This window comes from Paraburkholderia sp. RL17-373-BIF-A (genome assembly GCF_046030175.1).
GTDB lineage: Bacteria > Pseudomonadota > Gammaproteobacteria > Burkholderiales > Burkholderiaceae > Paraburkholderia.
On sequence record NZ_JARESO010000018.1, the window covers coordinates 40,928 to 60,565 of the forward strand.

Genomic DNA, 19,638 nt, shown 5'->3' on the forward strand with positions numbered 1-19,638 from the left:
TTTTGTGACGTTCTCCAGGGTTCTTGCAGGCATGCCGACACCGTGCCTAAACAGTCTCAGCGTTACAGCCCTACGGCGTTGGTTCGCAGTGGGTGACCACACGGGCCACCGTGCTACCTATCCTGGTGATACGGCGCGACATTCAGCGCCGCGCGTGTTTCAAGCACTTCATCGACGAGACCGTACGTCTTCGCGGCCTGCGCCGACATGAAGTTGTCGCGGTCGGTGTCGCGGGCGATTTCCTCGATGCTGCGCCCGGTGCGCTCGGCCGTTATCGCATTCAGGCGCTCTCGCAGATAGAGCACTTCCTTCGCCTGAATCTCGACGTCCGCCGCCGTGCCCTGGCTGCCGCCCGACGGCTGATGAATCATGATGCGCGCGTTCGGCAAGGCATACCGTTTGCCGCGTTGACCGGCTGTCAGCAGAAAGGTGCCCATGCTCGCGGCGAAGCCGGTGCACAAGGTCGATACCTCCGGTTTGATGAATTGCATGGTGTCGTAGATCGCGAGGCCGTCGTACACCGAACCGCCCGGCGAATTGATGTAAAAAGAAATATCCTTGTCGGGATTCTCGGACTCCAGAAACAGCAACTGGGCGACAATCACACTGGCCGATTGCTCGTTGACGGGCCCGACCAGAAACACGATGCGCTCGCGCAGCAAGCGCGAATAGATGTCGTAGGCGCGCTCGCCGCGGCCGGACTGTTCGATCACGGTGGGCACGAGGCCAAGGCCGGTGATGGTTGAATGGCTGGACTGCATATTGACCTCGCGTATGCGGTCTGGGTGACCGCGGTTTGTGCGGAGCGTGTGGCTTCATGGCGCGAAGCCTCCAGGCTGCGCCTTAGCCGTTCCGTAACCTGCGCATTCCTTGCGCTGGTTGTTGTCCCTATGACGACGGGACACAGGGCGCCGTGACAGAAATATTTTTTTGCGGACCTGTCACATCGCTCGATGCCCAGCCGTCAAGACGAAAAGAATCAGGATGTCGGCGCGCACCCGGATCATTTCGCAGGCAGGGCGCCGCGCGCTTTTCACCACGCACGATCTGGAGGTCTACGTATGACAGAACAAGGAATCGACAAGGCATCCAGCTTCGAGGCCGTGCGCGCCCGCCTGCTCGCGCTGGCGTACCGGATGCTCGGCAGCCGCGCCGAAGCGGAAGACGTGGTGCAGGACGTCGGATTGAAATGGCACCTCGCGGACACGCAGGAGGTGCAGCTACCTGTCGCCTGGCTCACCACGATCACCACGCGCGTGGCGATCGACCGGCTGCGGCGTGTGCAGCGCGAACGCGCGTCGCAGGCCGCCGGCTGGTTGCCGGAGCTGTGGCTCGACGAGGTGGCGCCATCGGCCGAAGAACTGGCCTTGCGCGCGGCGGAGATGTCCTATGGCGTGATGCTGCTGCTCGAGCGTCTGAAACCGGACGAACGGGCAGCGTTCGTGCTGCACGAAGCGTTTGACTGTGACTACGCGGAGATCGCGGCCATTCTCGAGCGAACGCCGGCGGCCTGCCGGCAGATCGTCCATCGGGCCAAGGCGCGTCTGCAACGCGCGGGTGCACCGGTGGAGCCCGCCGATCCCGCAGCGCATGCGCGGATCGTCGAGCGCTTGCGCACGGCTTTGGAGGCGCAGGATCGAGTCGGCTTATTGCGGCTCTTTAGTGACGCGCCGGAAGTCGTCAGCGACGCGCCTGTGTGCGCGCCGGTGAGCACGTCTGAACCGGCGGTGGCTGGGTGGATGGATACGGTAACGTCGCTCGTCGAACACGCGAGCAACGCCGAGACCGTATCGGTGGCGGGCACATTGTGTATTGCGTTGCTCTTCGAGGGCGATGTCGTCGGAGTACTCGACGTGTCCACGAACAGCCTGGAGGATGGTTCCACGAAGATCGTCGCGCTGCGCGTGGTGACCAGCGCGGCGCGTCTGCGAGCCACCAACCGCATGCTGGGCCGCGCGGCAGTCTCGCAACTGCTCGCACGGATCCAGCAGAGCGCCATGAGCTCAGTTGCGGTGGGCTGCGACTTCCCAGTTGATGTCCACGCATAGCACCTGCGTGCCCGTCGGCGTGTGCGCGGCGATCGAGGCGGTCACGCACAGATGCGCTTCGTTGATGGATAGATAAGGCGGCGTGAGATGCACGTAGCCGGGTGTGCGCATCGCCTGGATGAAGTATGGCCGGCGCTCCCAGCTTGCGCCTTCCGAATGCAGCAGCGGACGGAAACGCTTGGCGCGTTGCGAGGCGCGCCCGGGGGGGAGCACGTTGTCGCCGATCTGCCGGCCCGATCCGTCGAGCACGAAGCAGCGTGCCGTCTCGCCGAGCATCAGAAGCGGCGCAGTGGCTTGCGCGACCGACTCGCCGGCCACCAGTTGCGCGGCGGCCGTCTCGAGCGCCGTGACATACGGTGCGAGCCGTGCCGATTGTGCGTGTTCGCGCGCGGTGACCCGTTCGCGCAGCGCCGCGGATAGCGAGTCCATCAAACCGGCCGCCGCTTGCGGTTTGACCGGTTCGACGCTCGGGCCCGCGAAAAACGCGCCTTGCACGAAGTCCACGTTGCATTCGAGCGCGATCAGCGCGTCGCGTTCGGTGCTCAGGCCGCCCATCAGCACTAGTTGGCCGGATTCGTGGAGCAGCGAGACGAGGCCCGGCAGCACGCGTTCAATGTGCGAATGTTCGCTGGCTTGCGCGAGAATGCAGCGGTCGAGCGTGACGATATCCGGCCGCAGATTCCACACGCGGTCAATGTTCGAATGCTTCGCACCGAAGCCGTCGAGCGCGATCAGGAAGCCGGATTTACGCAGCGCGTCGACGATTTCGGCAAAGCGCGTGGTTTCGCCGCCCGCCTGTTCGGACACTTCGAGCACCACGCGCTGCGGCGGCAGGCCGAGCGCCTTGAGGCCGGCGAGCAGCGCGTCGCCGTAACTGGTGTCCATCAGCGCGGCGGGGTGCAGGCTCAGGAAGAGCCATTCGTCGTGACTGTCGAACGCGTTGAAGTTGCCCAGATGCAGCGATTCGGCGAGCCGCCCGAGTTCGAGCAGGTCGCCGCGTCGTGCGGCTTGCGTGAAAACCTCGTGGGACGGCACTTGCAGTGCGTGTTCGTCATGGGCGCGCAGCGACGCGTGATAACCGATCGCGCGCCGGTGCGACACGGAGAAAACCGGCTGGAACACGCTGAAAACAGTGTAGCCGCCGTACAGAACGGTGCGCCGGGAGCCTTCGTCGCCGGCCATCGGGCGCGGTGGCTGGAAGCCGGGAGGATCGAGTTCGATCATGCTCATCATGTCAGTCGTGTGGAGGTGGCTGCGCGCCTGCATGCTCGACACAAGTTCGCACGCGCAAGATGTGAGTTTACAGGATTGGCGAGCAAGAACTATGCGCGTGCGGAAACACAGCACGCATGCCCGATTGTCACACTCAGATTAGACGATTGTGCGCCAGCACGGGTGCGAAGGCGACGGTTCGCACTTCGCTGGTGCGGCCCGCGCCCCGTTGCGGGTCGGTGGCGGGCGCGCAGCCGGGTAGACCCGCATCAGGTCCGTTCGGAAGGATCGGTCTTTTTCGCGGGCGTGCGGATGTCCGGCGACAGTTGCGCAAAGATCCACGACGAGCCTGCCGTGATGATGCCGACACACAGGAACGTCGCGTGGAACGCGGGCAGCGAATTGGCGGCCGTCACGCGCGGCAGCAGGCCGGTGAAGGTCGCGAGCAGGGCGCCGGCCACCGTCACGCCGAGACTCATCGAAAGCATCTGGACCAGCGAAAACAGGCTGTTGCCGCTGCTCGCGCCGCCGGTGCCCAGGTCCTTGAGCGTCAACGTGTTCATCGCGGTGAACTGGATCGAGTTGACGCCGCCGAAGAACGCCAGTTGCACGAGCCGCAGCCACAGCGGCTGGTTCGCGGTAGTGAGCGCGAAGCTTGCCATGGTCAAGCCGACCAGCACCGTGTTGATGATCAACACGCGCCGATAGCTGTGCTTGATGATCAGGCTCGTCACCAGGCGTTTGGACGCCATGCCCGCAGCCGCCACCGGCAGCATCATCATGCCGGCTTCAAACGCGCTATAGCCGAGGCTCACCTGCAATAGCAGAGGGATCAGATAGGGCATCGCGCCGCTGCCGATCCGCGCGAACAGATTGCCGAGCAGGCCGACGCTGAAGGTGTGGATCTTGAAGAGATCGAGCGAGAAAATCGGCGTGGGCTCGCGCACGGCGTGCAAGCCGTAGGCGACAAAGCAGGCGAGGCTGAGGATCAGCAGCACCAGCACCGTGGCGTGCTGAATGCCGAATTCGGTGCGGCCGTCGAGCGCGAACGAAATCGCCACCATGCCGACGATCAGCAGCAGGTAGCCTTTCATGTCGAACTTGCCGACGTGTTCATTCCGGCTATCCGGCATGTAGATGAACGTGGCGATGCAACCGACGATTCCCACCGGCACGTTGATCAGAAAGATCCAGTGCCACGAGGCGATCTTCACGAGCCAGCCGCCGAGCGTGGGGCCGATCAGCGGGCCGATGAGACCCGGGATCGCCACGAACGAGAGCGCCGGCAAATAGCGTTCGGCAGGAAAGGTGCGCAACACGGCGAGCCGCCCGACCGGCAGCAGCATCGCCCCGCCCACGCCCTGCATGATGCGGAAGGCCACGAGCTGATTCAGGGTATGCGCGTTCGCGCATAGTAACGAGGCGACTGCGAACACGAGGATCGCGCTGAAGAACACGCGTCGCGTGCCGAGCTTGTCGGCGAGCCAGCCGGACACCGGGATCATCACGGCCATCGTCAGTGAATAGGCGATCACCACCGATTGCATGCGCAGCGGCAACTCGCCGAGGCTCGTCGCCATCGCGGGGAGCGCGGTGTTGACGATGGTCGAGTCGAGGGTCTGCATGAAGAAGCCGGTGGCGACGACCCACAGCATCACGGTGAGCGAGCGGGGCGAAGGTGTACTGGACGTACCGGGCGTGGTGGCGGGCGGAGTCGGCGTGGACATGGAGGGCGGCTAGGCGCGCAGGGACGGGCTGGGACTCGCTATTCTAGGGAAAAGCGCGGGCCGGCGCTCATTCAGAACTCACTCCGACGCCGGCAACGCCGCGGCGGCGCGAAAGAACGCCTGCGCACGCGGGTCATTACCGAATGCGATGTGAATCCTGGTCCACGGGCTCACTTCCATATTCGGCCGGAAGTGATTGCCCGGCACGACGGTCACCCCCAGCGGCACGCCGCATTCCACCAGCCGTTCCGCATTGGCGACATGCGGCACGCGAGCCCACACGAATTTCCCGCCCACGGGCTTGTCGAAAATTTCCCAACCCGCGTCTTCGAGCGTCTGAATGGTCGAGCCGAGCGCATCGCGCATACGCCGACGCAGCCGCTCCAGATACTTGCGATACGCGCCGCGCTCCAGCATCGCCACGGCGACGGCTTCGGCAAAACGCGAGCCGCCGATGCTCGTCAGCATCTTGATGTCGACCAGATCCTTGATGATCGCGTGGCTCGCGACCACACAGCCGATCCGCAGCGACGACGACAGCGTCTTCGACAGTCCGCCCACATAGATCACATGTTCGAGCTGGTCGAGCGTGGCGAGCCGATCGGTGAGGTCGGTCTGGAAGTCGGCGTAGATATCGTCTTCGATGATCGAGAAGCCGTGCTCACGCGCCAACTGCAGCAGCCGGAAGGCAACCGGCGGCGCCACATTGGTGCCCGTCGGATTGTGGAACACGGTGTTGATGAACAGCAGCTTGGGCCGATACGACTTCAACTGCTCCTGCATCACATCCAGATCGGGACCGTTGCGTGTGCGCGGAATGCCGACCAGTTTCACGCCGTGCAGCTTCAGCAGACCGTGGAGATTGTAGTAACCGGGGTCTTCGACAAAGATCGTGTCGCCTGCCTTGAGCATGTAGCGCATCAACAGATCGAGCGCCTGGCTTGCGCCGTTGGTGATGAGGATCTGCGACGTGTCAGCCTGAATTCCCAACTGGCCGATGCGGCTTTGCAGATGCTCGCGCAACGTCAGGTTGCCGAGCGGGGTGGCGTAATCGACCATGCTCGCGAGATCGGTGCGCGACACGTGGCGGATTGCCTGCGCGATGCTGTCCGTGTCGCGCCACGCTTCAGGGATGAAGCCGCTACCGAGCTTGAGCGTTTCGCCCGGATGGTTGAACTGCTGCAGGAGATGGTCCGACTCGTCCTCGGCGCGGCGGGGATCCGAGGAGCCCTGGCAGTGCGTGCCCGCCGGCTGGCGGTCGGCGACATAGAAGCCGGAGCCGTGGCGCGAGTCGACATAGCCCAGCGACACCAGCCGGTCGTAAGCCTCGATCACCGGAAAGCGGCTCACGCCGTAGTCGGCGGCGAACTGGCGAATCGACGGTAGCTTTGAACCGGGGTGCGCGATGCGCGAGCGGATCCACGTCGTGACGCCGGTGACGATCTGCTCGGTCAGCGGCACGCCATTGTCTCGATCGAGCTGGATTTCGAGTTTCATGAGGATCTTCCTTCACCGAACCGCAGGCCGGATGCGCTCGAACTCGGCGCTAAAAAACACGCTGCCCGCGCCAACTGTCCGGTTTTTCGACTGAACAGTTCTGACGGAAGTGTTCGGAACTGTGCATGGGTATCTGATCATCGCACGTCAATAATCGGTACAACAGAAAAGTTCTTTGAAGGAGAGAGCGATGCGTGAAGTCCGGATTTTCGAATTGGAACATGGCGAGCCCGCGACGGCCTGGCGTGTCGCGCGTCCGTCGATCTTCAAGGTGATCTCGGGTGAGATCTGGCTGACTATCGCAGGCGACAGCGAGGATCACTGGCTCGCTACCGGCGAGTCGATCGAACTGCCGCGTCGCGCAGTGGCGTGGATCAGCGCGGGGCAGACCGGCGCGCGCTTTGCGCTGGCAAGCGGCTCCGAGCGCACCGCAACGAAGCCGATGCTGGGTACGCCGGTCTTGAACTGGCTGCCGCGCTGGCTCGGCGCGGTCTGACGATTCGTCGAGCGAATCAGCCGGGTTTGCGGCGCCTCAGTCCGGCCCGGCAGCCTCATATTCCCCGATGTAACGCGCGCGCGGCCGGATCAGGCGGCCGTCGCGCGTCTGTTCCATGGCGTGCGCAATCCAGCCGACCACTCGGCCGACTGCGAACAGCGTGAAGGCGGCGCCAGCCGGCAACGCCAGCACTCGCTCGATGGCGGCGAGCGCGAAGTCCACCGTCGGCTCCGCGCCGGTCGTGTCGCGCACCGTGCGCACGAGTCCCAGCACTTCAGGCAACGGCGAACGCGCCGGCGCGCAGTCGGCGAGCATGGCCAACAACAGCCGCGCCCTCGGGTCGCCGTCCGGATAAAGCTGGTGACCGAAGCCCGACAGCACTGGCCCATGCGCGCCGTGTTCGACGCGGGCGAGACGGTTCGCCAGATAGCGGTCGAGATCCGGCGCGCGCGACGCTTCTTCGAGCAGCGCGGCGATGCGCACCGTTTCGCCGCCATGCCGCGGTCCCGACAAGGCGGCGAGACCGCCCGCCACCGCGCCGAACAGGTGCGTCCCCGTCGACGTGATGCAGCGCACCGTGAAGGTCGACGCATTCAATTCATGATCCGCGCAGGCCACCAGTGCCGCGCGCAGCAAGCCGGCCTGCTGGCGGTTACGCACATGCCACGCTAAAGCCAGTTGCCGATGCAGCGGTTCGTTCGACGGCGCCGCCGAGATCATCGCGGCGGCCAGCAGGCGCATGACGGCGCAGGCCGTATCGAGTTGCGCATCGCGGCCGAGCGCCCACACCCGCGGCATTTGCGCCGCGGCGGCCGGCAACAGCACGAGCGCGCGATCGAGCGGCGTGCTGTCGCCCCAGAGCTTGAGCCACGCGGCCCACTGGGCGGTGGCGAACGGCACGGCCGGCGCATCGGTAATGCGCCTTGTGCTGCATTCCCACAGCAGCGCCGCGATGTCCTCGAGCGACGCGCTTTGCGCCAGTTCAATCGCATCGTGCCCGCGATACAGCAGGCGCCCATCGGCGACCAGCGTGATGGACGATTCGAGCACCGGCACGCCCCAGTCCAACACCTTCTGTGCGACCTTGCCCGCGCGCTTGCCGTCTTCCTTGCGGCGCGCGAGGCGTCGCACTTCGCCGGCGTCGTAGAGACGATGCTTGCCCTGCGCATCCGGCGACGAACTCAGCATGCCGCGGCTCACATACGCGTAGAGCGTGGGCAGGCTGATGCCGAGTGTCGCGGCGGCTTCAGCGGAGGTCAGGGAGTTTGAAGTCGGCATGGGTCGGCATGGAAAAGTGCGGAAACCGAAGAAATCAATATATATTGATTATCATAATCAAGATTGATTGCGACGGGGCGAAATTCTAGACTCGGTTCACTTCTTCCTGCTTCGCTAGGGACGACATGACACCTGAACTCGCTCTCAAACATATCTGGACGCTCGCCGGGTGCGATCCGACGGCGCTGCATTCCGTGACGCTGACCGGCGCCGATCCGGGCTTGCCGTCGGTCTACCGGGTCGGCAGCCTGGCCTCGGCGAGCATCGCCGCGACCGGCCTTGCGGCGGCCGAATACCAGCGGTTGCGCACCGGACGCAGGCAGCATGTGACGGTGGAAATGCGGCGCGCGCTGGCGTCGTTTCGCAGCGAACGCTATTTGCGTGTCGACGACGGACCGCCGCCCGCCTTGCGCGATCCGGTGACGGGTTTCTACGAGACGCGCGACGGCCGCTGGATTCAACTGCACACGAACTTCGCGCATCATCTCCAAGGCGTATTGCAGGTGCTCGGCTGCGAGAACGATCCTGCGGCCGTGGCTGCCGCAATTCGCGATTGGGACGGCGCGCGGCTCGACCAGACGCTCGCCGACGCCGGCCTCTGCGCGGCGTTGATTCGCACGCCCGACGAGTGGGCCGCGCTCGATCAGGCGAAAGCGATTGCGGACTTGCCGCTCTTCGAGATCGAGCGCATTGGCGATGCGCCGGCCGAGCCGCCACGCGAGGGTGGTGTGGATCGGCCGCTGGCGGGCGTGCGCGTGCTGGACCTGTCGCGCATCATCGCCGGGCCGGTGGCCGGACGGGCGCTCGCGCAGCACGGCGCGGACGTGTTGATGATCAACGGGCCGCATCTGCCGAACATCGCGCCGCTGGTGATCGACAACGGGCGTGGCAAGCGTTCGGCTCTGGCCGATCTGCGCGACGCGGCGGGGCGCGAGGTTTTGCGCGGTCTCGCTGCCGACGCCGATGTATTTCTGCAGGCATATCGCCCGGGCGCGCTGGCCGCGCGCGGTTTCGGTCCCGATGAGTTGGCGCGTGTGCGGCCTGGGATCGTCTATGTTTCGGTGTCCGCGTATGGGCACGAGGGACCGTGGGCTCGACGGCGCGGGTTCGATAGTCTGGTGCAGTCGGCGAGCGGGATTGCCTTTACTGAGCGGCAGGCGGCGGGATGGAACGAGCCCAAGCATTTGCCGTGTCAGGCGCTGGATCATGCGACCGGTTATCTGGCGGCTTTCGGCGCGATGGCAGCGTTGGCGCGGCGGGCTACAGAAGGCGGCAGCTGGCATGTGCGCGTCTCGCTCGCGCAAACGGGCCGGTGGCTGCAGTCGTTCGGGCAGATTCCGGAGGGCTGGAAAGCGCCTGACGTCACGCTCGAGGATGTGCGCGATTGCCTCGCTACCGTGGAGTCGGAGTTTGGACGCGTGCTGGGCGTGCAGCCGGCTGAGGCTTTAGACGAGACGCCTGCGTATTTCGCGCTGCCGCCGACCCGAGTGGGCGCGCATCAGGCTAAGTGGGAGTGAGGACTTTAAGTAACCGCTGCCCGTGGCGAGGCGCGTGCCGATACACAACCGGCGCATGCCCCGCACACAGCGCAAAAGACCCGGCCACCTACTTCCTCAACTCCGCGACAAAGTCGTAGTAATCATTGCGGCAGTACGTGTCGGTCAATTCGATCGCCCGCTGATCGGCGGTGTAGCCCACACGCGTGATCAACAGCAGCGCCTCGTTCGGCGCGATGCTCATCTGCTGCGCGATTTCCTCGCTCGCGTTCACCGCGCGGAAATGCTGCAACGCGCGGACAATCGTCAGTCCACGATTCTCCAGATACGTGTACAGCGAATCGCCGATCGCTTGAGGATCGGGAATCACCGCGGCGGGGAAGGTGGAGTTCTCAACCGCCATCACAATGCCGTCGGCCATCCGCAGGCGCCGCAACCGCGTCACCGCCGCTGCCGGCGACAAGCCGAGCTGAATCACTTCGTCGCGATTAGCCGGCAAAATTTCGCGCGAGAGCCACTTCGAACTCGGCGTAAAGCCTCGTCGCCGCAGCATTTCGCTAAAGCTCGACAGACGCGATAGCGGATCTTCGTAGCGTGGTGTGATGAAACTGCCCGCGCCCTGCGTGCGCCGAATCAAACCCTGCTCGACCAGCAAGGCAATCGCCTTGCGCGAAGTGATCCGCGATACGCCGAGCGCCTCGGAGAGCACACGCTCCGAAGGCAGTGCCTCGCCCGCGTTCCAGCGGTTCTCGTGGATGGCGGCGCCGAGTTTGCGAGCCAGTTGCAGATATAGCGGCGTGTCGTTTTCCGGGTCCGGGCGCAGGTCGCGCCAGCGGTCTTCCGAGGCAGAGGTCATGGAGCTCACGCAAGAAGGGCAAGCGGCAATTCTATGACATCGGCGCGTTGTGTTATAGCGGGCTTTTGCCTGGTGGCCGATCGAATGCCGATTGAACCGCTAAACTCGTCGCTATGATTTTCGTGGCATGCGGCGCGCATTCGTCTGCGCAGCGGCTTTGCCGACCATTGAGCCACTTCGAGGAGTCAGCATGACGAGCGACATCGCAAGCGTGAGCCTGCCCGACGGCGAACACATTCCGAAACTGGGTCAGGGCACCTGGGAGATGGGCGAAAAGCCGGCGCGGCGTGCCGCTGAAATCGACGCGCTGCGTTGCGGCATCGAACTCGGCATGACGTTGATCGATACGGCGGAAATGTACGGCGACGGCGCGACCGAATCGCTGCTGGGCGACGCGCTCGCCGGCTTGCGCGACAAGGTGTTTCTGGTCAGCAAGGTGTATCCGCACAACGCCAGCCGGCGCGGCGTGATTGCGGCCTGCGAGCAGAGTCTCAAGCGTTTGAAGACCGATCAACTCGATCTGTATCTGCTGCACTGGCGCGGCTCGGTGCCGCTCGCGGAAACGGTCGAGGGCTTCGAGGCATTGCGCCGGGCCGGCAAGATCCGCCATTGGGGTGTTAGTAATTTCGACACCGAGGACATGGAAGAACTCGTCGCCACGCCGGGCGGCGATGCCTGCGCAACGAATCAGATTCTCTACAACGTGGCGCGCCGCGGGCCGGAGTTCGATCTGCTGCCGTGGCTCGCCGCGCGCAAGATGCCGGGCATGGCGTACAGTCCGGTCGATCATGCGCGCCTGCCGAAGCGCTCGCCGCTCGACGATATCGCCGACGCGCGTGGCGTCTCGGCGTTCCAGGTGGCGCTCGCATGGGTGCTGCGCCAGCCCGGCGTGTTCGCGATTCCGAAGGCGGCGCGCGTCGAGCACGTGGGCGACAACCATCGCGCGTCGCAATTGCAACTCGGCGCGGACGAATTGGCCGCTATCGACGCTTATTTCAAGCCGCCGCGCGGCAAGCGTCCGCTCGAAATGCTGTAAGCGTAGCGGGGCGCCGCGCGCGCCTCGTCAATTGCAGCCGTGGTGCATGTGCACGGAGCCGAGCACCGCGACTTCCGCGGGGGTGTGCTTGAGCGAATCTTCATTGACCTGGGCGGCGTCCGCGACGAATTCGTCGACGATCGACGACACCTGCGTATTGCGTAGGCACAGCGACACGCGCTGCGTTTCATTGGCCGGCAACGCAGTGCGCTGACTGAGGAACAGCACGCCGTACTGATAGCCGTGGATGATGCCGCGAATCGCGCCGACGCATTGGCCTTGCGCGACGTTGTCGTTCTTCCGCTTGCAGGTCTGCGCGAGCGAATACGCGGAGAAGGTGGGATCGACCGGCGGTGCGGCTTGCGACAATGTCGGTGAGAGCGGCTGAGCCGCTGGCGCTGTTTGCGTTGGTGTTTGCGCTGCCGTTTGCGCATGAGCGAGCGATGCGACGCTGAGCGCGGCAGCCATCAACAAGCTGGTGACCACGCGTGCCGCGGAGGGGGGGACGTTTCGTTGCATGTTGTGGTGCCCTCATATCGAACGTTGAATCTGATATGAGGCGATCGCTTCGGTTTGGTTCCGGTTACGCGCGCACGGGCGGCCGATTGTTCGAGTTATAGCGGCCTGTGAGCGCTTCGGCGTGCGCGGTTTGAGTGTGCGGTCCGAATCTGCATCACCGCGGGTTATCGGCCCGCTGTGGATCGCTCAAACCAACCGGCCTCGGGCGGTGACGCTCGACCGGGGGATCGAGACATCACCGCCGATGCCGGCGGACAGCGAACGGTAAACCGGAACGTGACATTGGTGACGTTAGGGCGCGGGGGGCACCCCAACCAGAGACCGGGCGATTGCTAGTGCCCGTTCCCTCCACCATTGCCACCACCGTTACCGCCGCCACCCTTGCCTCCGTGACCGCCGCCGAAGCCTCCGCCAAAGCCTCCGCCGAAACCGCCACCGAAGCCGCCGCCAAAACCACCACCTTTACCACCGCCAAAGCCACCACCTTTACCGCCACCTGCGCCGGCGCCGCCGCTGGAGCCTCCGCAACCGCAGCCGCCGCTTCCGCCGCCACTGCTTGCACCGCCGCTGTTGCCGCCACCGCCGCTTCCGCCACCGCTGTTGCCACCACCGCCGCTTGCGCCGCCATTGCTACCACCACCGCTGCCCCCACCACCGCCACCCCCATTCCCGCTCCCGCCGCCACTCCCCTTGCCGCTTCCACCTCCACCGGAGTTGCCGCTGCCCGAACCGGCGCCACCGTTCCCCGAACTCGCCGCGCCGTTACTCCCGCTGCCGCCGCCGTGAGGCGCGCATCCACTGACGTTGGCGCCGCTGCAGTCGTGCGGTTGAAATACCAGGGCGGCGTCGTCGGCAGCAGTCGGCTCGCCGGCCGCTGCGCCGGTCGCCAAATCTCCCGGCGCTACACCGTCGTTCTGCGCGAGTTGCGCTGTGCCCTGCATGGCGCTGGCGGGCAGCGGCGCGTCGGCGAGGACCATCCATTTGGGGATCACGTCCGTCGAGGCCGGAAACGCGACCTGAGTCGTCAGAGCAACGACACCCGCTACGATCGCCGCACGCCGAATAACCCCGCAGTAGTACTGATTGAGTCTTATGGTTTTCACCGCGTCTCTCCCGAGGGAACGACGACACCTCGTTGCCGCCATTTCTCGCGCCGAGTCTGCATCGGCGGGCCTGTCTGTACGCGGGCCTCGTCGTCCCCCGCATTGTCTTGCCGATGTCGGTCAAACACTCATCGTTATCTTCCCGGCTGCGTAGTCCGGTGTGTGGACAAGCGCTTCCGCACGCTTGCCCGCTCACCGTTTTGCCCCCGTCGCCATGCATTGCGTCGCGATGTCTGGTCACTACATAGCGATATCCATGCCATTGGCCGGAAAGCCTTGAGCTAACAGGCGTGGGATAGGGATGTGCGATGCGCACGCTGAAAAAACACGGGAAAACGTTTCGGCGTTGAAACGCGAGGGCTCGATGCCGCGCTATGCCGTGTTATTCGTTACGGCCGGCGTTCTCGGGCGCGTTTTCCGAGCCTTTGTCAGGGACTTTGCCCGTGACTTTTCCAGCCTCACCGCGTGATGCGGTTTGCAGCGCGCGCAATTCGTCGACGGGGATGTGGCAGCGGATTCGATGCGCGGACGGCGTTGCGGCGTTGCCTTCGCCCGCATCGGCGAACGGCGGGTCTTGCTGTTCGCAGATCGCGCCGAGCTTGCGCGGGCAGCGCGTGTGGAACACGCAACCGGACGGCGGCGATGCCGCGCTCGGCAAATCGCCGGACAGGCGGATGCGGGTCGCGCCACCGTGACCATCGAGTGTCGGCACCGAGGACAGCAACGCTTCCGTATAAGGATGATGCGGTCCTTCGAACACGGCGGCAGCCGGTCCGATTTCCAGCAGCCGGCCCAGATACAGCACCGCGATGCGATCCGACAGATAGCGAACCACATGCAGGTCGTGCGAGATGAAAACGTAACTGACGCCCCGCTCGCGCTGCAGATCGGCGAGCAGGTTCAGGATCGCGGCCTGCACGGAGACGTCGAGCGCCGAAGTCGGTTCGTCGCAGACCACCACGCGCGGCTCGCCGGCGAACGCGCGGGCAATCGCCACACGCTGTTTGAGCCCGCCGGACAGTTGCCGCGTGCGCGAGCCGAGATAGCGCTCCGGCAACCGCACGGCGGCCGTCAATGTGGCGAGCCGTTCGTCGATTGCCGGCCCACGCAGCGCGGTGAGGCGCGACAGCGCACGGCCGATCAGCCGCTTCACCGAATGCGCCCGATTGAGCGCCGAGTCCGGATTCTGAAAGACGATCTGCAGGGACTTGACCTGATCGTTGTTGCGCCGCGTGACGCGCGCGGCGAGCGGGGCGCCGTCGAGTTCGAGCACGCTGCCGGCATCCGGCGTGAGCAGGCCGAGCATCAGTTTGGCGAGCGTCGTCTTGCCGCTGCCCGATTCGCCGACAAGCCCGAGCGTCTCGCCGCTAGCGAGATCGATTGAGACATTGTCGACCGCGCGTAGCGGGGCACCGGACACGTGAAATGTCTTCGAGAGTTTTTCTGCGCGCAGCACGAGAGCAGGCGGCTTGCCGTCGATCGACGCGCCATTGCGTTCGGGCAACGCTTCCGCGCTCGCACGGGGCAATTCGATCGCGCGTTCGTGGTAATGGCAGCGCGACATCTGATCGCCGCGCGCGGCGCTCACGCGATACGGCGGCGGCGCTTCACGGCGGCAGCGGTCGTCGGCGAGGCGGCAACGGTCCGCGTAGATGCAGCCCTGCGTGACCGAACCCGGCAACGGCAGACTGCCTGCAATCGTGTCGAGCCGCTCGCTGTCTTTGCTGCGCCCGGCCGTGGGCAAACAGCGCAACAGTCCGACCGTATAGGGATGACGCGGCCGCGCGAAGACATCTTGCGTCGCGCCTTCCTCGACCAGTTTGCCCGCGTAAAGCACGCCGACGCGTTCGCACATCCGCCCGATCACCGCGAGGTTGTGGCTGATGAACAGCACCGCCGTGCCGAGTTCCTTGCGCAACTGCGCGACGAGGTCGAGCACTTCCGCTTCGACGGTAGCGTCGAGGCCGGTGGTCGGTTCGTCGAGAATCAGCAGCGCGGGGTTCGAAGCGAGCGCCATCGCGATCACCACGCGCTGTTGCATGCCGCCCGACAGTTGATGCGGATAACTCTCCATCACCCGCTCGGGCGATGCGATGCGCACGCGCTGCAGCATCTCATGTGTGCGCCGCAACGCTTCATCGCGCGCGACACCGGCGGCTTCGAACGCCTCGGAGACCTGGCGAGCGATCGTCAGCGACGGATTCAGCGCGCGCCCCGGATCCTGATAGACCATCGAGATCGCATTTGCGCGCATGTTGCGCAACGCGTCGGCGTTGAGCTTCTGCACGTCCTCGCCGGCGATGATGATCTTGCCGGCCTTCACTTTGCCGTTACGCGGCAGATAGCGCAGCGCAGCCATCGCGACGGTCGACTTGCCGCAGCCGGACTCGCCAACGAGGCCGTACGCTTCGCCGCGCCGCACGCGAAACGAAATGTCCTGCAGCACTTCGCGATCGCGTCCGCGCATACGGTACGTGACCGTCAGACCGACGACGGTCAGCGCGTCCGTGCGGTCGCTCTTCGAGACGTCGAAGGCGGGGAACGAGGAGGGCGGCGGGCCGTTCATTGGTCGAGCACGCCTTGCACGCTGTCGGCGATCAGATTCACGCCGACCACCAGGCTGGCAATCGCGCCGGCCGCGAATACGACGGTCCACCACGCGCCGCCCGCCATCAGCGTGTACGACTCGGACAGCGCGAGACCCCAGTCGGCCGACGGCGGCTGAATGCCGAAGCCGAGAAACGATAGCGTGGCGACCGCGAAGATCGCGTAACCGAGCCGCACCGTCGCTTCGACGATGATGGGCGGCAGCACGTTCGGCAGAATCTCGGCGAACATGATGTAGGGCGCGCGTTCGCCGCGCAGCTGCGCCGCGGCAACGTAGTCGAGATGCCGTTCGGCGAATACGGCGGCGCGCACGGTGCGCGCGGTGATGGGTGTGAACGTGATGCCGATCACGAGGATGACGGTGAAGTTCGACGCGCCGACCGCGGCCAGCGCGAGCAGCGCGACGATCACGAGCGGCAGCGCGAGCACGGCGTCGATCGCGCGTCCGACCACGTTGTCGACCCAGCCTTCGAAGTAGCCGACGATCAAGCCCAAAGCGGTACCCGCTACCGTGCCGAGCAAAGTCGCGAGCGGCGCGATGGTGAGAATGTCGCGCGCGCCGACGATCACGCGCGAGAACACGTCGCGTCCGAGTTGGTCGGTGCCGAACCAATGCGTGCTGTCGGGCGGCGTTAGCGAGTTGAGTGGATCGGACGCGTACGGATCGATGCGTACGATCCACTGCCCGGCAATGGCACAGACGATCCACCACGTGACGATCACCACGCCGACCACGAAAGTGGGCGAGCGCAGCAGCACGCGCAACTGGTCGAAGCGCGGCTCGGCAGCGACACGCGGAGTCGGCGGAACGATAGTGCTCATTCGGCGCTCCTCACCCGCAGCCGCGGATTGAGTAGGACATGCAGCGCGTCGGCAACGAGGTTAGCGACCGTGTAGACCACGCCGATCGTGAGCACGCCCGCCTCGAGCATCGGAAAGTCCTTGGCTTTGGCGGCGTTGTAGATCAGCGAGCCGATGCCCTGATAGTGGAACAGCGTCTCGACCACCACGAGGCCGCCGATCATATAACCGAGTTGCGTGGCGGCGACCGTGATGGTGGGCAGCAACGCATTGCGCAACACGTGCCGCCAGATCACGATATGGCGCGGCAGGCCTTTGAGAATCGCGGTGCGCGTGTAGTCCGCATCGAGCGCTTCGACGGTGCCGGCGCGCGCCATTCTCGCGATATAGCCGAAGAACACCAGCACGAGCGGCAGCACCGGCAGCACCAGATGGCGCAACTGTTCGAGTGCGCTCGCTTCGGGCGGATACGACGCTTCGATCGGCAGCCAGCGCAGCCACACGCCGAACACCAGAATCAGCACGATTGACGAAACGAATTCCGGCACCACCGTCGCCGACAATCCGGCAATGCTGATCGTGCGATCGAGCCAGCGTCCCGCGTGCATGGCCGACCACACGCCGCCCGCAATGCCGAGCGGCACGACCACGATGAACGCCAGCAAGCCGAGCTTGGCGGAATGCGCGAGCGCCTCGGCGATAAACGGCCCGACCGGCTCGCGATACGCATAAGACAGCCCCATATCGCCGCGCACGAAATGCGAAATCCACTCGACGTATTGCGTCATGAGCGGCCGGTCCGCGCCGAGTTGATGATTGAGCGCGGCGACCGCGCGCGCATCGGCGAGCGGCCCGAGGACCGCGCGGCCGATATCGCCGGGCAGAAGCTGCCCGCCCGCGAACACGATCACCGAGAGCAGCCACAGCGTGATCAGCGACAAGCCGACGCGCGTCGCCAGAAACCGCACGACGCGGCCCGCATTGCCGTTCGGCGCAGAGGGAGCGGAAGGGGTCACCGTGGTCGACATCGTGCTCTCCTGCCGAAACGCCTGCGCTTACGCGCTCAACACCGCGCGGTCGAAATAGAGTTGCGCGAGCGCGGTGAAGCGCACGCCGTTCACACCCTTGCGCATGGCGATCAGTTGATCGTAGAAGAACGGAATGATGATAGGCGTCTCGTCGAGCAGCAGCGTCTGGATTTGCCCGGAGATTGTCTTCTGCGAGCCGAGATCAATGGCGGCGACGAATTGCGCGACCAGTTGATCGTATTGCGGATTTTTGAAGTGCGCGGCGTTCCACGTGCCGGTGCTGGTGAGCGGCGCATTCAGGAACACGTTCGGCACGCCGCGATGACCGTAGTCGGTGATGCCGAGCGGCGAGTCCAGCCAATCCGATTTGCCCGGCGTGCCCGCGCCGTAATAGAGCGACTGGCTCTCCACCTTCAGATTGATGCGCACGCCGATGGCCTTCGCCGCGTTCTGCACGACCACCGCGAGATCGGGAATCTCCATGTATTTTTCGGTGGTCAGCGTCACGTCGAAGCCGTTCGGCACGCCCGCTTGCGCAAGCAGTTGCTTGGCCTTCGCGACGTCGATCTTGCGTTGCGGCACGCCCGCATCCGACGACGGAAACACGGGAGCGAACGGACTGTCGTTGCCGAGTTGCGCGCGCCCTTTGAAAAGGCCGCGCACCAGCACGTCGCGATCGAGCGACAACGCCAGCGCCTGGCGCACACGCTTGTCCTTGAACAACGGATTGTCGTTGCGCATGTGAATCTGCCGATGCGCGCTCGACTTCACACCCACGGCCTTGTAATCCGGATTGTTCAGAATGCCGGCGCCGCCCTGCACGGTGAAGGTGCCCATCACATCCGCCTGATGGCCTTGCAGCGCGAGTAACTGCGCCTGTTCGTCGGCGTAGAAGGAGAACTGTACGCGTTGTGGTAGCGCTTTGTCGCCCCAGTAGTCGGGATTACGCACGAACGATGCGCCCACTTTCGCCTGATACTTTTCGAGCTTGAACGGACCTGTGCCGATGAAGCTCTTTTCATAACCGCCCGCATAGTTCGCGGGCAGGATCACGGCGTTGTAATTGTCCGAGGAAACGTAATAGGGGAAGTTGCCGTTCGGCGCATCCAGATGAAACGCGATCGTGTGGTCGTCCACCACTTTCGCGCCGCCTTTCGACAGCACGCCCTTGAGTACGGACAGCGCGGCCGAGCCGCTGGCCGGATCGGCGAGGCGGTCGAACGTGGCGGCCACGTCTTTGGCGGTGAACGGTTGGCCGTCGTGGAACTTGACGTTCGGACGCAGCTTGAAGGTCCACACGTCGCCCTTGTCGTTCGGCTTCCATGACAGGGCGAGCGCCGGCTTCAGCACGAGTTTTTCGCCGTCGTCGTCGATCAGGAATTCGCCGGTCTGATTCAGCAGCGCAAGACTCGCGGCGTCCGTCACCGTGAGCGGATCGACCGCGCCCGCAGGCGTCAGGTGAGCCACGCGGATCGTCTGATTCGACGCGCCAGCGGTGCCTTGCGCGCGGGCTCGCGGCGCATTCAGCACGCCGCCGCCCACCAGCGACAAACCGATCACGCTGGCATAGCGCAGCAGATCGCGGCGCGTGATGCGGCCGGCGAGAAATTCGTCGATGGCGTGGTTGCCGTAGGCGTCGGCGGTGAGGCGGGCTGCGTCGAGTGCGAGAAATCGGTCCGCGGGAGTCTTCATCGATGGAGTGTCCAGTCCGTTCTGTTGCCGGTTCTGAAGGGCCGCGCCAGATGCGCGCGACAGGGCGACGGTATTGCAATGACGAAAGTGACGAGGCGAAGCGGGTTCAGTGTAAGCGATTGCCCGTGGATTCGGAGCGCCTGCGGCGCTGCCGGGGTCCCGATTGGGGGCTAAAAGGGCTGGTGTGTATCGTCACCACAACGCTCTGTATGGCCGCGGCGCGAGGCATGCCCGGTACGCCG

The 19,638-nt window shown here is 65.0% G+C and carries 16 protein-coding genes; 4 read left to right on the forward strand and 12 right to left on the reverse strand.

Translation table 11 applies throughout. The features are described 5' to 3' along the window. Positions 1 to 113 precede the first annotated feature (113 nt). The gene (gene clpP, locus P0D80_RS22425; RefSeq protein WP_408286776.1) at positions 114 to 761 is read right to left on the reverse strand and encodes an ATP-dependent Clp endopeptidase proteolytic subunit ClpP; all 648 of its coding nucleotides are present in this window, start codon (positions 759 to 761) and stop codon (positions 114 to 116) included. Positions 762 to 1,061: 300 nt separating this feature from the next. On the opposite strand from clpP, the gene P0D80_RS22430 reads away from it, so the two are divergent. After that, positions 1,062 to 2,048, forward strand: coding sequence for a sigma-70 family RNA polymerase sigma factor (locus tag P0D80_RS22430; protein WP_408286778.1), 987 nt, complete (start codon positions 1,062 to 1,064; stop codon positions 2,046 to 2,048). Here P0D80_RS22430 and P0D80_RS22435 read toward each other — a convergent pair. From P0D80_RS22435 to P0D80_RS22445, 3 genes are all read right to left on the reverse strand, one after another. After that, positions 2,004 to 3,278: an EAL domain-containing protein gene (locus P0D80_RS22435; protein ID WP_408286779.1), complete on the reverse strand. Its 1,275-nt coding sequence runs from the start codon at positions 3,276 to 3,278 to the stop codon at positions 2,004 to 2,006. The two genes, P0D80_RS22430 and P0D80_RS22435, sit on opposite strands and share 45 nt — an antisense overlap. A 251-nt stretch (positions 3,279 to 3,529) precedes the next feature. Next, positions 3,530 to 4,987, reverse strand: coding sequence for a multidrug transporter subunit MdtD (mdtD, locus tag P0D80_RS22440; protein ID WP_132373367.1), 1,458 nt, complete (start codon positions 4,985 to 4,987; stop codon positions 3,530 to 3,532). Positions 4,988 to 5,065: 78 nt separating this feature from the next. After that, entirely contained in the window at positions 5,066 to 6,484 is a 1,419-nt protein-coding gene (locus tag P0D80_RS22445) for an aminotransferase-like domain-containing protein (RefSeq protein ID WP_408286780.1), read from the reverse strand. A gap of 190 nt (positions 6,485 to 6,674) precedes the next feature. On the opposite strand from P0D80_RS22445, the gene P0D80_RS22450 reads away from it, so the two are divergent. Further along, positions 6,675 to 6,980 (forward strand): DUF2917 domain-containing protein, encoded by a 306-nt coding sequence (locus P0D80_RS22450; protein ID WP_408286782.1) that lies wholly within the window; start codon positions 6,675 to 6,677, stop codon positions 6,978 to 6,980. 36 nt (positions 6,981 to 7,016) lie between these two features. Here P0D80_RS22450 and P0D80_RS22455 read toward each other — a convergent pair whose 3' ends face one another. Then, positions 7,017 to 8,258, reverse strand: coding sequence for a citrate/2-methylcitrate synthase (locus P0D80_RS22455; protein ID WP_408286784.1), 1,242 nt, complete (start codon positions 8,256 to 8,258; stop codon positions 7,017 to 7,019). Positions 8,259 to 8,383: 125 nt separating this feature from the next. Between P0D80_RS22455 and P0D80_RS22460 the strand changes: the two genes are divergently transcribed. Further along, positions 8,384 to 9,775: a CoA transferase gene (locus tag P0D80_RS22460; RefSeq protein WP_408286785.1), complete on the forward strand. Its 1,392-nt coding sequence runs from the start codon at positions 8,384 to 8,386 to the stop codon at positions 9,773 to 9,775. A gap of 88 nt (positions 9,776 to 9,863) precedes the next feature. Here the strand turns inward: P0D80_RS22460 and P0D80_RS22465 are convergent, their stop codons facing one another. After that, positions 9,864 to 10,610: a GntR family transcriptional regulator gene (locus tag P0D80_RS22465; RefSeq protein ID WP_012434145.1), complete on the reverse strand. Its 747-nt coding sequence runs from the start codon at positions 10,608 to 10,610 to the stop codon at positions 9,864 to 9,866. 190 nt (positions 10,611 to 10,800) lie between these two features. On the opposite strand from P0D80_RS22465, the gene P0D80_RS22470 reads away from it, so the two are divergent. Continuing rightward, positions 10,801 to 11,646 carry an aldo/keto reductase gene (locus P0D80_RS22470; protein WP_408286787.1) on the forward strand — a complete coding sequence of 282 codons (846 nt, stop codon included), beginning with the start codon at positions 10,801 to 10,803 and terminating at the stop codon, positions 11,644 to 11,646. A gap of 27 nt (positions 11,647 to 11,673) precedes the next feature. Here the strand turns inward: P0D80_RS22470 and P0D80_RS22475 are convergent, their stop codons facing one another. The 6 genes from P0D80_RS22475 to P0D80_RS22500 all read right to left on the reverse strand — a co-directional run bounded on the left by P0D80_RS22475 (position 11,674) and on the right by P0D80_RS22500 (position 19,396). Next, positions 11,674 to 12,165: a hypothetical protein gene (locus P0D80_RS22475; protein WP_408286788.1), complete on the reverse strand. Its 492-nt coding sequence runs from the start codon at positions 12,163 to 12,165 to the stop codon at positions 11,674 to 11,676. A 332-nt stretch (positions 12,166 to 12,497) separates the two neighbouring features. After that, positions 12,498 to 13,268 carry a hypothetical protein gene (locus tag P0D80_RS22480; protein ID WP_408286789.1) on the reverse strand — a complete coding sequence of 257 codons (771 nt, stop codon included), beginning with the start codon at positions 13,266 to 13,268 and terminating at the stop codon, positions 12,498 to 12,500. A 382-nt stretch (positions 13,269 to 13,650) separates the two neighbouring features. Further along, a complete protein-coding gene (locus P0D80_RS22485) occupies positions 13,651 to 15,834 on the reverse strand; it encodes an ABC transporter ATP-binding protein (RefSeq protein ID WP_408286791.1) in 2,184 nt (727 codons plus the stop codon). Next, positions 15,831 to 16,697, reverse strand: a complete 867-nt coding sequence (locus tag P0D80_RS22490) for an ABC transporter permease (protein WP_408286792.1) — start codon at positions 16,695 to 16,697, stop codon at positions 15,831 to 15,833. The genes P0D80_RS22485 and P0D80_RS22490 overlap by 4 nt, the downstream gene beginning before the upstream one ends. Further along, positions 16,694 to 17,704 (reverse strand): ABC transporter permease, encoded by a 1,011-nt coding sequence (locus P0D80_RS22495; RefSeq protein ID WP_408248075.1) that lies wholly within the window; start codon positions 17,702 to 17,704, stop codon positions 16,694 to 16,696. The genes P0D80_RS22490 and P0D80_RS22495 overlap by 4 nt, the downstream gene beginning before the upstream one ends. Before the next feature lie 27 nt (positions 17,705 to 17,731). Further along, complete coding sequence (locus tag P0D80_RS22500) at positions 17,732 to 19,396, reverse strand: ABC transporter substrate-binding protein (protein WP_408286794.1); 1,665 nt, start codon at positions 19,394 to 19,396, stop codon at positions 17,732 to 17,734. Positions 19,397 to 19,638 lie beyond the last annotated feature (242 nt).